Below are 14,279 nucleotides of genomic sequence, written 5' to 3'. Positions count from 1 at the left end.
CATGGGCTGGTTCTTGTTGGGATGCGCCATCGTGCTGGAGCTGTCCGGCACGGTATCGATGAAATTATCGAACGGTTTTGCCCGATTGACGCCGTCGATCCTGATGTTCGTCTTCTACGGGGGAAGCTTCACGATGCTGAACTATGCGCTTCATTATTTGCAGATCAGCGTCGCTTATGCGGTATGGTCGGGGATCGGCATCGTGCTGATCACGTTCGCCGGCTTGTCGATATTCGGGGAGAAGCTGCAGCCGGCTTCTTACTTATGGATCGGCGTCATCGTGATCGGGGTTATCGGTTTGAATATTAGCAGCAAAGGACATTAGTCCTTAATCGGAGGGAGCATGGGAATGGATACAGCAGCAGATAAGCCGGTCATTAGTTTTCAGGTCATTACCGACACGCATATTCTTGCGGACGCGGAGCACGAGTACAATCGCAACTTTGACCGCGCATTGAAGGACATTGCGGCGAATGCGCCGGAGAGCCGCGGCATCATGCATGCCGGGGACGTTACGGATCACGGCGAATTGGAGGAATACGAGGCGTTCGCTCGAATTTGGGAGGACAATCAAGCGCAGCTGCCGCAGCTGTACATGACGATGGGCAATCACGATGTCGATCATGAAGATTGGCAGGAGCGGCTGCCGCGTTTCATGGCCATGACCGGAACGGCGGGGCTTTATCATGACCATTGGATCGACGGTTATCATTTTATTTTTCTAGGGACGGAAACGGGGAACGAGGGCTTCGCCGATTTATCCCAGGAGCAGCTGGATTGGCTGGATGCCAAGCTCGGCGAAGCGGCTTCGCCCGATAAGCCGGTGTTCGTGTTCCTGCACCAGCCGCTGATGAATACGGTGGCAGGCTCGCTGGAAGCGCAGAACTGGTACGGCGTGACCCAGGACGAGGAGTTGAAGGCAGTGCTGTCGAAGCATCAGCAGGCCATCCTGTTTACGGGCCATACCCATTGGGAATTGGGTTCGCCGCATACGTTCTTCGAGGGCGCGGGGAGGCTGCCGGCCATGTTCAATGCATCTTCGGTCGCCTATTTGTGGACGGATGACGACGCGCACAAGGATGGCAGCCAAGGCTATTATGTAGACGTGTATACGGACCGGGTGCTCGTTCGAGGCAGGGATTTCGAGCGGGGAGAGTGGGTGGCGTCCGCTCAATTCCAGATCGGCTATGCTAAACAATCGCAGGATGGGAGCCGTTAATAGAGATAGAAAGCTAACATGAACGAAGGGCCCGGCCGGTGCGGAATTCCTGCATTCCTATCCCGCGGCGCGAGAGGTACAAGCCATGCATCCCAAATTACAAGAGCTGATTTCGTCCGCAGCCTTAACGCAATCCCTATTTCCCGAAGACAGTGCCATCACGATATTCGATCTGGAGCAAATCGTTTATTATTCGCCCGGCCAAACGTTTAATATGGGCCTGAAGCCAGGCATGCCGCTGGATCTCTTCAAAGGCTTGCTGCCGGACAAAGTAGTCACGCTCAAGAAGCGAATCCGGGAGGAGCGGGAGAAAGAAAGATACGGCGTGGCCATCGTATCGGTCGGCGTTCCGGTATTCGATGACCATGGGGAGCTCATCGGCGTCTATTTGGCTTCGCAATCGACGGAGAAGATCGGCAACACGATCGCCAATCGGCTGAACAAAATCGGCGACGTCGTCAAGAAGGTTAGCGCGGGCGACTTGACCGTCGATAAGCTGGACATCGAGATCGGCGACGAAATCGACAGCTTGTCCCTGTCGATCAATCGCATGATCGAAGACTTGGTCGAGCAGCGTACGGCGGAGATGAAGAGCAAGAACGCGCTATTACGGGAGGCCAAGGAGCTGGCCGAGTCCGCCAGTCATGCCAAAGGCGGGTTTCTTGCCAACATGAGTCATGAAATCCGCACCCCGATGAATGCGATTATCGGCTTTAACTATTTGCTGCAGCAAACGAATCTATCGGATCAGCAGAAGAACTTCGTCGACAAGACCATTACTTCGGCTAGAAGCTTGCTGACGATCATTAACGATATTCTGGATTTCTCGAAAATCGAAGCGAATAAAATCGAGCTGGAGCAAGCGGACTTCGATTTGTACGAAGTGCTGGGCAATATCTCGAGCATGATCAGCTTCAGCGCCTACGAGAAAGGGCTGAAGCTGCACTTCTCGATTCAGCACGAAGTGCCTCAGATGCTCAAGGGCGATTCGCTGCGGCTGAATCAAATCTTATTGAATCTATCCAACAACGCGCTGAAATTCACGCATGACGGCGAGATTTCCGTATCGGTCGAGCGAGTCGCAGGAGCTAGCGACGGCGTCATGCTGCGGTTCGCCGTGCGCGATACGGGGATCGGGATGACGCATGAGCAGCAGCAGCGATTGTTTCGCGAGTTTACGCAAATGGACATGTCGACGACCCGGAAGTACGGCGGCACGGGACTCGGGCTTGTCATTAGCAAGAATCTCGTGGGGCTGATGGACGGCACGATTGAAATCGAGAGCGAGCCGGGGGAAGGCAGCTGTTTTTCGTTTACCGCCCGGTTTAAGGAGGCGACCAGTCCTGCTTTCTCGGGAACGGCCGCCTTCTACCGGAATTTCATGAACGTCCTGCTGGTCTGCGATAATCCGGAGATGCAGATCGTGTTGAAGAATCAGCTGGAACAGTTTCAATTCGTAGTCAGCGCCGCGAATTCCGCCCGCGATGCCGCCGAGCTTATGAAGCGCCAGAGCGGCCGATACGATCTGATTATCGTGGATTGGAATCTCGGCGATGCCGATCCGATTGCTTTTGCCAATCGATTGCGGGCGGCGTACGGGGCTTCGATGCAGGTCATCGTGCTCGTCAGCGCCTATCACGAACCCGAGCTGCAAGAGAAGATCGCCTCGTCGGCGATTGAGAAAGTGTTGTATTATCCGAGCAGTCAATCGCATTTATACAATGAAATCAACGTCTTGTTCCAGCACAAGACGCCGCCGAAGCTCAAGACGATTCAAGATCAGGATGCAGCTCCCGGGAAATTCGCTTCCATTCGCCAAGCGGCGGTGCTGTTGGTGGAAGATAACGAAATCAACCAGCAGGTCGCTCAGGAGATTCTCCAAGAGATCGTGCTGCGCGTCGACGTGGCCGTGAACGGGGAAGAAGCCGTCGGTCTGGTGGAGCGGAACCGGTATGATGCGATCTTGATGGATTTGCAGATGCCGGTCATGGACGGGTACGAAGCGACGCGGAAGTTAAGAGGGATGGATCGCGCGCGGAACATTCCGATTATCGCCATGACGGCCGACGCGATGAAAGGCATCAAGGAGAAAGTGATGGACGCCGGCATGGACGCTTATATTTCCAAACCGTTCGAACCGGTCCAGCTGTTCAGCGTGCTCGAGCGGGCGATTCTGATGTCGAAAGCGAACCAGTCCGCCCGCGCGTCGGCAGCCGGTCCGCCGAAGTCGGTCAAGCAGTGGTCCGTCCTCCAAATCGATCAGGCGATGGAGCGGCTGAATAACAATAAGCGTCTATACATGCAAATTTTGGAGAAGTTCGAGCGCAATCACGCCAAGGCAGCGGAAGAGATCCGGCATGCGCTAGCGGACAACGATTCCAAGCAGGCCGCTATGCTGGCTCACACCATGAAAGGAGTCTCGACGACAATCGGGGCTTCGGCGCTTGCGGATGTGGCTGCCCGGCTGCAAAATGACCTTCAACATCATCAGGGCGCAGCCGCGGAAGCACTGCTGGCTGATTTCCAGGAGAAGCTCGACGAAGTGCTGCTTGCGATTGAGAAGCTGTTGCTTGTGCATTGAAGCTCGAAGCAAGCTCAACATAAGCTCGAAATAAGCTCAAAAGAGGCCGCACGTTGACTGCCGATCCATTGTGAATACCGCGGTCTCCTTGGGCGGGAAATTGCACGCTGAACCTGAAGATCATGGGTTCATGTATCATTGGGGCTTCGTGGACTTGGACGGCCATCTGTGGGCCATTAATTGCATGAACATGGATGCGGCACAAGATTAAGGCTAACGGAGAGCAGGCTCATACTTGGGTTCTATAAGAAAGACGCCGGGCATCTTCCCCGGCGTCTTTCTTGCGATTCATTAGTTTTGTTCGGTATAGGCTTTGAAATTGTCCGTGATCGCTTGCCAGCCGGCTTGCTGAAACTCGACGGGATTGGAGCTTTCCGCGTCGAACGTTTCAATGACCTTCGTCTCATTCCCTTGATCGATGAAAGCAATATCCACTCTTCTTCCGTCTTCCATGGTGTAGCCGATCGCCTCATGCAGATTAACAACATCGTAGACGCCGCCAAAATCAAAGCCCATGCTCCCATCCTTCGCTTCCATCCGCGTTAGAAACTTGCCGCCGACCCGCAGATCGTTTTCGGCTCTCGGCGCATGCCAGTCCTCGGACGCTTGATTCCACTTCGTGATGTGCTCCGGCTCGGTCCAATAACGCCATACCTTCTCGACAGGGGCTTGAATGACGGCTTGCACGGTTACTTTCGTCGGTTGATTCGTTTCCATTTTAGAAACACACCTCTCTGGATATTCGTTGTTCGGTCATGCTCAATGATATAGACGTCAGCCAATGACGAAATTCATCGGTCCATTCGCTCGGGCAGCCCAAATCGCGAAAATAATGGCGTATGGATGAAGTTTTGAACGTGCAGGATTTGATTTTCTTTGGTTTCGATGACGTGGATGCCCCAGGGTACCAGGCCGGAGCCATCCTTGCCCGGCATATACTGGGCCAACGCCGGATAACCGCCATTCACCGTAATGGGCACGAATCGCGAACCTTCGCAATGCCAGCGAGTAAGCGAATAGAAGGCGGACAAATCTTCCTTGCCGCGAATCCACATCTCGAAGGGCGGCATCGACATGCAGCCTTCTTCGTGGAACAACGCGACGAGCGCAGCAATATCGAATTGCTCGAAGGCCTCCACATACCGGGACAGCAGCTGCTGATCCGGTTGAACGTCCATGCTGCTGAGCGCATCCGAACGAAGCTGCGCCCGGTCCATCGTTTCTCGGGCTCTTTGCAAGGCGCTGTTCACCGCGGCCGGCGACATCGCCAACGTTTCCGCGATCTGCTTGGAGGACCATTCGAATACATCCTTCATAATGAGTACCGCGCGCTGGCGCGGAGGCAAGGTCTGCAGGAGCGCGATGAAGCACAGTTGAAGAGTCTCTCTGCGGACGAGCCGGTCCTCCGGATTGCCCCCGAAGTCGGGAGACGGCCAAATCCAGGCAGAGTCCGGCAGCGTGTCGCGCGGTTCGACGATGGCAACGGCCGGGTCGAACAGGTCAACGGGAAGCGCGCGGCGTTTGGATTGTCTCAGCTTGTCCAAGCACAGGTTGGAGGCAATCCGATAGACCCACGTTTTGAACGAGGAATCCTGTCTGAACGTGCTCCAGCCCTGCCAGACCCGAATGCTCGTCTCCTGAACGGCGTCGTCCGCATCGTCCATGGAGCCTAGCATACGGTAACAGAACGAGGTTAAGCCTGGCTTCAAGCTTGCAAATAACGGTTCGTCGAATGCGGTCTCTGTCATCGCGGCCTCCCTTATCGCTCTCTCAGAAGGGGGAATCTTCAATCTTCAACCCCCTCTTTCGCAGTAAAACCATACTACACTTTTTACGCCTCCAATACTTGGATAGTTGCACAAACCCCCGTTACTTCAATGAAAAAGCAAAAAAAAAGAGCCCCGTCGGATGCCGGGAACTCATCATTTTTAGTTCACCCATTAGTTAACCCAGTAGTGATAAAAGTCCTCTGCGAACCAAAAGAGGTAGAGGCCAAAAAGAAATTAGGAAGTTAACCGGATGAGACCATTAATGGCGCGGTCTTCATTTCATGGATTTGTTGGAGCGTATGGACATGCTTCGTTTTCCCGTCATCGGCCTCTGCGTGGAGATACCCCTCGATAAGCCTGTACCCGAATACGAGAAGGATTAGCTCATAGACGCAATGATCCTCGATGCGGGATACGTCCGCATGCTCCGAGAAGCCTTTGTAATACGCGGGGATGCATCGCCGGTAGTGTTCGACCATGCGATCGATATCCGGTTCGTCAGCGATCAGGCTTGCGAGATCCTCGCCGAGGCAGCCCCAGCCGCAAGTATCCCAATCGATGAGCGCGAAATTCCCGTCGGCATGGATCAGGTTGGTTACCCAGAAATCGCGATGACAGAGCACGAGGGGCAATTTGTGAATACGAGCGAATATCTCGTCTGCCTGCTCGTCGATCTCGATGAGCATTTGCCGCAGATGCAGCGGCAATTCACAGTCTTCTGAACGTATATAATCGTAGACGACCGGCCAAGAGCGGTAATGCAAATACGTATTCTTCATGAAATCCGCATGGCTCAGGTTGGTCAGGCTCTGCAGCACGGCGGGCTGTTCCGCATACAGCTTGCCTTGAAAACGCCCTAACTCCAGCGCGGCCTCTGCATACATGTCGGCGGTCAAGTCCAAGCCGCTTACGCCGTCGATATATTCCAGCCACAGCCGGTATTCATTCACTTCGGCATTGAACTCGGCATGATAACATGTCGGCCAACGGAGGGACGGGGAGAAAGCCGCTCCCAAGTCGGACGAGTAGAGATCATATTCCCGGCGCCATGAACCCGGGTCGCCGTAACGCTCCCATTCCTTCTGGATTTTCAGGACGATCCGGAACGGCAATATTTCGCCTTCCGCGGTTTCGGCGGTCCCCGATACCAGGTGCACATTTCCCACGGTTCCGCCCTGTAACGGTACCGTCCGATAGTCGGCCGCGATGATTTCCTTCTTGAACTGTCGGGTTAAGGCAACATTCAGTTTCTCGCGTTTAATCGTATTCATTCATTCCTCCGTTTCTTCTTGCTCAATGCTTAGCGCGTCTATCCAGGATATACGCATGATCATGCTGCGGGACATAGATACCCGTCTAATTGAGAAAAGGACAGCCATAAAACGAGCTTCTTGGATGATTTTATCAAATGTAATCCCTGATTTCAGGAAGACTTTGGTTATAACTATTCTGTCCCGTTCGTATAAGCCGGGCAGGCTGCCTAATAGATCCGGCTGTTACGATTCCATTACTTCCTATCGCCGCTACCATTGCTGTTCCACGTCAGCCACTTCAGCTTGCGGAATACGTATACCATGATGGCCACGATCACGATCATAAGTGTCCAAGCGTAGACATACCCATACTTCCAATGAAGCTCGGGCATATCGATGAAGTTCATGCCGTACAGGCCGACGATGAAGGAGAGCGGCATGAAAATGACCGAAATAATCGTGAGTATGAATACGATGTCGTTCGTCCGCAGCGTCACCTCGTTCGTCCGCTGGTTCAGAACGGAGTTGATGTTCTCGATGATGTCGGCCGTCGTCTCGCGGTCGTCGACGATTTTCTCGGACAGTTTCAATAAATGATCATAGACGTCCATGAAATGCAGACGGCTCTCGTCGTCCAGTTCGAGCCTCTCCGAGTTCACGACGCGATAGAGCAGATCTCGCATCGGGTATATGACGCGCCGCATCTTGAGCAAATCGGCGCGAATGTCATAGATCCGATCGAAAATCCCGCCCGCCGCATTGCTGCGCATGGATTCATTCTCGATCGTATCCAGCCGATCCTCGATTTGGAGCAGCGCCGGGAACAAGTCGTCGACCATTTCGTCGATGACGAGAAATGCCGCGTAACGGGGCGATGAGCCCATAGGCCGCTTGCGATGCACTTTCTCCATCGCCCGGTTCACCACATCGTTACGCTCCATATGGAAGGTGACGATGTAACCTTCGCCAATAAACAGGTCCACCTCTTCCGGCAGAAGGTTCTCGCCTTGCAGCGAGTGAATCACGACGAAGCTGTGATCGCTATAGAATTCGATCTTCGGCCTAGGCAGATGGTGCAGGCAATCTTCCACCGCAAGCTTATGGAACCCGAACTTATCGGTGAGCAGACTGATTTCATCCTGCGTGGGACGGTCGAAGTCTGCCCAAAACCATGCGTATTGGTCGTTGGGCAGCTCGTTCAGCGAGAGGCGTTCATGTACCTCCCCTTCGTGCGTGAATGCCATAATCCGAATCAAGAGTTTAGCCCTCCATTACAATCGATGTTAGCTTTATCCTATCACTAGCTGACGCCGGCGCCAATCATGCTTCCTTAACGTTTCCTTGGGAGTTGTCTTTCCATATATAGAAACCAAGCACATAAGCAAGCACGCAGCCGATCATTGTATCGAGTAATCGATCTTCTAACAGATGCGACGTCACCGGACTGCCGGTGCTGAACATCATGAACATCAACGGTGTCATAAGCATGGCATAGATCACATAACTTCGATTTTTGAAAATAGGACGAAGCGCGCCAAGCAATCCGATAACGACCACGCTATCCCATTGCGGCAGAGACCACAGCAACAGACAGCTTCCGAGCAGTACGCCCGCCGCCGTACCTAGGCCTCGTTGAAAAATACGTCTTTGTGAATAGGCTAAATCACGCTTGAGGACAATCGCCACCGTTAAGCCGATCCAATAGGAACGTTCAAGATGGAGGACGATCCCGATCGATTGTGCCGCCGTCATGCATAACGCGACACGAACTGTGTATTTCCAGCCTGCAAAATGGGCTAATTTACGTCGCCAGTGCGTAAATCGCTGCTTATAAGAAATTTTAGCGGGCGGAGCGGATCGTACGCGGTCCCGCGGTTGCTGCATGAGGAAGCCGGCAATGACAGCTACGATTAGTCCTAACAAAGAACCCGTTGCAAAATAAACAGGGATTTTGAACATCTCCTGATCCAATCCTCCATCGCCCATGCTGGAACCAATGATGGCAAGGATCACAAGTTGGACGCCGGCTATCGCAGCGGACCTGCTTATTCCTCCCAGCAGCGCCGCCAATGTCGAGATCATTACGATTAATCCAGCCGTCAACCAACCGTGTCCTGCTATAGTTATGCCTATAACGATGGCAACCGTCCCTGTCGCCAGTGTACGAAACAGCTCGGTTATGTATGTCCTGGTCGTTCCGTCGGACGCGGTATCCGTCGTGATCATGACGCCAAAAGTAGCTAGTAATCCGAACATGAGATTGTTCAAATAGAATCCTATGGCAAGGCAGCCTGCCATCCCGATAAATCCTGCGATTACTTGCGGGTAATTGATCGGCGTTTCATTTGACCACTGCAGCGTGTATCTCCAGATGAATCCTAAGCCTGTGTTCCCTTGGTCATAGTTACTCATTATGTATCCTCCGCTTTAACTGAATGCTGACGCAACTAGAGTACCGGTCGATTCCCTCACATTATGCTAGGGATCTATACGAATTGTAAAGTGACGAAATTCGGTCGTTAATCTGTCCGCGAGCTTCATGCCGGTAACCGGCGCCCAAATGCCCGAACAAGCGGCAGCAGACCGAAATCGCAAAAAATAGGCGACGCAGCATGAAGCCGCTGCGTCACCTTTTGGCGTCTATTTATACACGAGCACGTTCGATCCGCTCAACTAAGCTTGCTCTACCGCAGCCGCGGCGATCAATTCCGCCGCCTGCCTCCGGTAGCCGTCCCACTTGCTGCCGCAGGAGGACCAGGAGGCCTGGCCGTCCGCGACGGTCTCGTGCATGCCGGCCGGGACCGCTTCGCGCGCGATGGCGTCCGCCTCGGCTTGCCGGCCGCGCTGCGCGGCGAGCCATAAATATTCGTAATCCTGGATGCCGCGACGCAGATTCTTCATCCGAATCGAGCTGATCGGCCCGTCGATGCCGCGGTCCTGCTCGCGGAAGAACGGCTCGCGGCCGGGATAGAACAAGAGGCCGTCCCCGTTGCCGAAGTGAACGCCGTCTTCGCCGTAATAGGCGGCTTCGTTCTTCGCCACGTACATGAACGTCACGGCATAGCCGAAGACGTTCTGATTCCAGCGTCCCCGCGGGCCTTGATGATTATGCCGCCAGTGCGTGCCATGCCAGACGAAGTAGCCCTCGATGCCGTATCGGAAGCGCAGCCACGAGTTGACCCGCATGTCCACCGCTTCCGCTTCCAGAATCAAGGAACCATGATAAGGCCGGTAGCCGTTATAGAACCACAGCTTGTCACCGGTTTCCCGGCAGCGCTCCGCCGATTCCGGATCGATTGTATGCGCGCACCAGATATCGATGGCATCCTCGATCTCCGGCGTATAGCACCTTGTCGTGAGCAGCGGGAGCCGCTTGCCGGCGCCTTCGGAGCCGTGAATGATGTTCGCTTGTTCGCGGATCCATTCATACTTGGCCGGCAGCGGCTCATCGATCAGATAGCAGAAGTAGGTGCCGGGCCAATTCAGCTCCTCGAAGTACGAGACCCATTTGTCCGCTTCACGCTGCATCGCTTCCGGTTCGCTGCCGAGTACCTTGGAGCCGTACATGCCGATCGGAAACACGCCTTCCCCGACGCCTTCGCCGGGTCCTTCATAGCCGTTCGCCTTCGTGAAGAACGATCCGTTCAGGTAGGGGGCGTACTGCTCCAGCATCTCTTCATCGAACGGCTTGCCATGGGGCTCGGAGCCGACGAGGTCGAAGCGGTGGCGGTGCGCCATTCGGCGGAACCGGTCCCGGATGTCCGGCGTATCGGGGAAATACTCGGATACGTCATTGGTATAAACGAACGTGAGCGAGTGATTCTCGTCAGGCAGCGCGAAGTCATAGAGCTGAAGCTCGACTGGCAGCGTCCGAATATCCGTTTCGCCGCTTCGGACCGTGACGCTGCCGCGATAAACGCCTGGTTTCAGCGCCTCTTCGCGCGGGATGTAGACGTCAATCCAGAAGCCTTGATTCGAACGCGCGGACACGCGCACCGGCTGACCGCCCTGCCGCGGACGGGCATCCGCGGGAATAAGCGCGTCCGGGATCCAGCCGGAGCGGTGCAGTGGCGGCGCGGATTCTTCATAGAACCATTGGGGCGCCGTGCTGAGGTCCGGGGAGACATACAAGTAATGCTGCGTAAACACTTCGATTCGCCGTCCGACATAATCCGTCTGATCCGCGTCCAGTGCAGCGGCGTTCTCGATTCGGCACTCTCCGTGCTCCGCATGGACAAGCTCGGACATCTCCACATAGAGGCCGGATATTTCGGTATCGCCGGTCTCCACGATCACTTGAAAGGCGACCGTCTCGTTCCTGGCGCCGAACAGCCGGATCGTTTGTCCGTCCCAGACGCTGTTGCCGTCCTTATTCGGATTCGCCGGATCGTCCTTCAATACTTTCTCGCCGTCGTTCACGGCCCATACCGCGTACGTCATCTTGGATCCTCTCCTTCCAAATTCCACTCTACAGTCATTGTGCGCCTTCCGGCAGCCAAGGGATAGTGCAGCAATTTCGCATGGTTCACGAATTTTCCGTAAAGGTCTGGTCGCTTTTTTCAATTCTTCACGAATTTAATAGACAGCGATAAATCAATGAACGATTGAAAAATGGTCCAATTTCTTTCCGCCGCGGCATCCGGTACAGTGAAATCAGCAAGTACGAGCGACGATGGAGGCGAGTCCATGAAATTGGCTTTTTCCACACTGGCATGCCCGGACTGGAGCTGGGAGCGGATCCTGCAGGAAGCGTCCGCACTCGGGTATGACGGAATCGAAATCCGCGGCATCGGGCAAGAAATGATGCTTCACGAATGCACGCCGTTCCTGCCCGAACATATCGATCGGTCGATGCGGCAGCTGCGGCAGCATGGACTGGCCATCATCAGCTTGGACACGTCCTGCGTCTTTCACGATCCGGCGAAGCTGGAGGCCGCGATCGAAGAAGGCAAAGCGGCGGTCGATCTGGCCGAGAAGCTCGGCGTTCCTTATATCCGGGTGTTCGGAGATGCGATTCCGGACGAGCGGCAGCGCGAGGCGACGATCGCGCAAGTCGCGAGGGGGCTGCAGGCGGTCTGCCGCCATGCGGAAGGCACGGGCGTCAGCGTGCTCATCGAAACGCACGGCGACTTCTCGGATTCGCGCAGCCTGCAGGCCGTGATGGAACAGGTCGACTCCAGCGCGTTCGGCGTGCTCTGGGACATCAACAATCCGTACAAATACGGCGACGGGGAGCCGCTTGAAACGACTTACGAACGACTAGGGCGTTATATCAAGCATACGCATATCAAAGACACGAGCGGCGCGGACATGCATGGACCGATCGCGCTGTGCGGCGAGGGCAACGTGCCCATTCGGGAATGCGTCCGGCTGCTGGCCGACAAAGGCTATGAAGGCTGGCTGTCCTTCGAATGGGAGAAGCGATGGGTGCCGGAGATTGCCGGCCCGGAAGTCGCGCTGCCGCATTTCATCCGTTATATCAAGGCATAGACCAATCGCGAAGGAGGCGAAGAGGCATGGCTATTACGACGCCGGCGGAAGCCGGAACGACGGTGATTGCCCAAACAACGACACCGAAAAGATCGCTTGCTGCCCGGCTGTTCCGGGAGCGCTACGGGTTTCTGCTGCTGCTTCCGGGCCTGCTCTATTTCATCTGGTTCCGGTACGTGCCGATGCTCGGCAACATTATCGCGTTCGAGGATTACAGTCCGTTCCAAGGGTTCATGCACAGCGACTGGGTCGGCTTGAAGCATTTCAAGCGCATCTTCGAGGATGCGGAGGTGATCCGGGTCATCTGGAACACGCTTTATCTCTCGTTCCTGCAGATCGTGTTCGCCTTCCCGATCCCGATCGTTCTCGCCCTCATGCTGAACGAAGTGAAAAATCAAAGGGTGAAGCGCCTCGTTCAATCGGTCGTCTATTTGCCGCATTTCCTCTCTTGGGTCGTCGTTGCCGGCATCGTGACGATCTTCCTGAAGACGGAAGGCATCGTCAACAAGCTGCTGGACCTCTCCTTCAGCATGGATCCGATTTCGTTCCTTCAGGAGCCGAGCTGGTTCATGCCGCTCATCGTGCTGGAGGTCATCTGGAAGGAAGCGGGCTGGGGCACGATTATTTTCCTCGCGGCCTTGTCCGGCGTCAATCCGACGCTCTATGAAGCGGCAATTGTGGACGGCGCGAACAGATGGCGACAAATATGGCATATTACGCTTCCCGCCATTCGTGGCACGATCGTCATCCTGCTCATCCTGCGTCTGGGAAGCGTGCTCGATTCCGGGTTTACGCAAATCTTCCTGATGCTGAATCCGTTCACGATGCAGGTCGGGAACGTCCTGGACACCTTCGTCTATTTCAAAGGCATCCAGCAGTCAGACTTCAGCTTCGGTACGGCAGTCGGATTGTTTAAGGGCGTCGTCGGCCTCGTGTTGATTCTCGCCGCGAACAAGGTGGCCAAGAAGTTCGGGGAAGAAGGCGTATTTTGAGAAGGGAGGAGTGAGCGAGCAATGCCAATCAAACGAACCTTGTCGGACCGTATTGCCGACGGCATCAACCTGTTCCTGCTGCTGCTGCTGGCGTTTGTCATGATATTCCCGTTCTATTACATTATCGCGGTATCCTTCTCTTCCTACGAGGAGTACGTGAACACCGAGCTGCTCCTGTTCCCCAAGACGTGGGTGCTGGACGCGTACCGATTCATCTTCGACTCCAAAGAGTTCATCCGCTCCATCGGCGTGACCGTGTATATCACAATCGTCGGCTCCGTCGTGAGCCTGCTTCTTACCTCCACGATGGCGTTCGCGCTGACCAGAAGGCTATGGGGGCAGCGGTTCTATCTGTTCCTCGTCTTGTTTACCTTCATCTTCGGCGCCGGCATGATTCCGACTTACCTGATCGTCAAAGCGACGGGCCTCATCGATTCCTACTGGTCGCTCATCATCCCGGATGCCATCGGCTCCTTTAACCTGATCGTCATGCGGCAGTTCTTCCTGAGCATTCCGGAGGAGCTGAACGAAGCGGCCGTCATCGACGGCGCGAACGATTTGCAAATCTTCACCCGTATCATTCTTCCGCTCTCCAAACCGGCGCTTGCCGCCTTCGGCCTCTTCTATGCGGTCAGCCAATGGAACACCTACTTTACCGCCATCCTGTACTTGAATGATCCGGCAAAATGGACCGTGCAGGTCATTCTGCGCCAAATCGTCATTTTGGACGATGCGACTAACACGCTGGCCTCGGCAGCGCGCGACGCCGCGCAGTCCGCGCACTTGCCGCCGCCGGAGACGATCGGCATGGCAGCCATTATTTTAGCGACGGTGCCGATTCTGATCGTGTATCCGTTTCTGCAAAAGCATTTTGCCAAGGGGGTGATGCTGGGATCGGTGAAAGGATAAGCGGCAGCAAGGCGATCGCATAAAGTTTCGGCAAACCTTAGGATGGATATTTTGGGAGGGGTTAAG

Annotated in this window: 12 protein-coding genes and 1 pseudogene; 7 read left to right on the top strand and 6 right to left on the bottom strand. The window is 55.0% G+C overall.

Translation table 11 applies throughout. The annotated features are described in order from the left end of the window. The first annotated feature begins 1 nt into the window (after position 1). The 4 genes and pseudogenes from GZH47_RS11690 to GZH47_RS34080 form a co-directional block, all read left to right on the top strand. A complete protein-coding gene (locus GZH47_RS11690; protein WP_162640246.1) occupies positions 2–325 on the top strand; it encodes a DMT family transporter in 324 nt (107 codons plus the stop codon). 18 nt (positions 326–343) lie between these two features. Then, entirely contained in the window at positions 344–1,219 is an 876-nt protein-coding gene (locus GZH47_RS11685) for a metallophosphoesterase family protein (protein WP_162640245.1), read from the top strand. Positions 1,220–1,304: 85 nt separating this feature from the next. Further along, positions 1,305–3,800 carry a response regulator gene (locus tag GZH47_RS11680; RefSeq protein WP_162640244.1) on the top strand — a complete coding sequence of 832 codons (2,496 nt, stop codon included), beginning with the start codon at positions 1,305–1,307 and terminating at the stop codon, positions 3,798–3,800. Between the two features lie 64 nt (positions 3,801–3,864). Next, positions 3,865–4,011: pseudogene (locus GZH47_RS34080) on the top strand (VOC family protein); the annotation flags it as partial. An 80-nt stretch (positions 4,012–4,091) separates the two neighbouring features. Here GZH47_RS34080 and GZH47_RS11670 read toward each other — a convergent pair. From GZH47_RS11670 to GZH47_RS11645, 6 genes are all read right to left on the bottom strand, one after another. After that, positions 4,092–4,517 carry an SRPBCC family protein gene (locus GZH47_RS11670; RefSeq protein WP_162640243.1) on the bottom strand — a complete coding sequence of 142 codons (426 nt, stop codon included), beginning with the start codon at positions 4,515–4,517 and terminating at the stop codon, positions 4,092–4,094. A gap of 74 nt (positions 4,518–4,591) precedes the next feature. Continuing rightward, entirely contained in the window at positions 4,592–5,548 is a 957-nt protein-coding gene (locus GZH47_RS11665; protein WP_162640242.1) for a sigma-70 family RNA polymerase sigma factor, read from the bottom strand. Positions 5,549–5,811: 263 nt separating this feature from the next. Beyond that, positions 5,812–6,840 (bottom strand): phosphotransferase, encoded by a 1,029-nt coding sequence (locus GZH47_RS11660; RefSeq protein ID WP_162640241.1) that lies wholly within the window; start codon positions 6,838–6,840, stop codon positions 5,812–5,814. A gap of 236 nt (positions 6,841–7,076) precedes the next feature. Then, positions 7,077–8,078: a magnesium/cobalt transporter CorA gene (gene corA, locus GZH47_RS11655; RefSeq protein ID WP_162640240.1), complete on the bottom strand. Its 1,002-nt coding sequence runs from the start codon at positions 8,076–8,078 to the stop codon at positions 7,077–7,079. Between the two features lie 64 nt (positions 8,079–8,142). After that, complete coding sequence (locus tag GZH47_RS11650; protein WP_162640239.1) at positions 8,143–9,234, bottom strand: FUSC family protein; 1,092 nt, start codon at positions 9,232–9,234, stop codon at positions 8,143–8,145. A gap of 261 nt (positions 9,235–9,495) precedes the next feature. After that, positions 9,496–11,262: a DUF4091 domain-containing protein gene (locus GZH47_RS11645; RefSeq protein ID WP_162640238.1), complete on the bottom strand. Its 1,767-nt coding sequence runs from the start codon at positions 11,260–11,262 to the stop codon at positions 9,496–9,498. A gap of 246 nt (positions 11,263–11,508) precedes the next feature. On the opposite strand from GZH47_RS11645, the gene GZH47_RS11640 reads away from it, so the two are divergent. The 3 genes from GZH47_RS11640 to GZH47_RS11630 are packed head-to-tail and all read left to right on the top strand — an operon-like array spanning position 11,509 to position 14,213. Continuing rightward, the gene (locus tag GZH47_RS11640; RefSeq protein ID WP_162640237.1) at positions 11,509–12,312 is read left to right on the top strand and encodes a sugar phosphate isomerase/epimerase family protein; all 804 of its coding nucleotides are present in this window, start codon (positions 11,509–11,511) and stop codon (positions 12,310–12,312) included. Positions 12,313–12,338: 26 nt separating this feature from the next. Then, positions 12,339–13,304, top strand: coding sequence for an ABC transporter permease (locus GZH47_RS11635; RefSeq protein ID WP_162640236.1), 966 nt, complete (start codon positions 12,339–12,341; stop codon positions 13,302–13,304). Between the two features lie 21 nt (positions 13,305–13,325). Continuing rightward, positions 13,326–14,213, top strand: a complete 888-nt coding sequence (locus tag GZH47_RS11630; protein ID WP_162640235.1) for a carbohydrate ABC transporter permease — start codon at positions 13,326–13,328, stop codon at positions 14,211–14,213. The last annotated feature ends 66 nt before the right edge of the window (positions 14,214–14,279 follow it).

Origin of the sequence: Paenibacillus rhizovicinus (assembly GCF_010365285.1) — a bacterium.
Classification (GTDB): Bacteria; Bacillota; Bacilli; order Paenibacillales; family Paenibacillaceae; genus Paenibacillus_Z; species Paenibacillus_Z rhizovicinus.
Note: the sequence above shows the minus strand (reverse complement) of the source record. Positions and strands in the feature narration are given on the sequence as shown.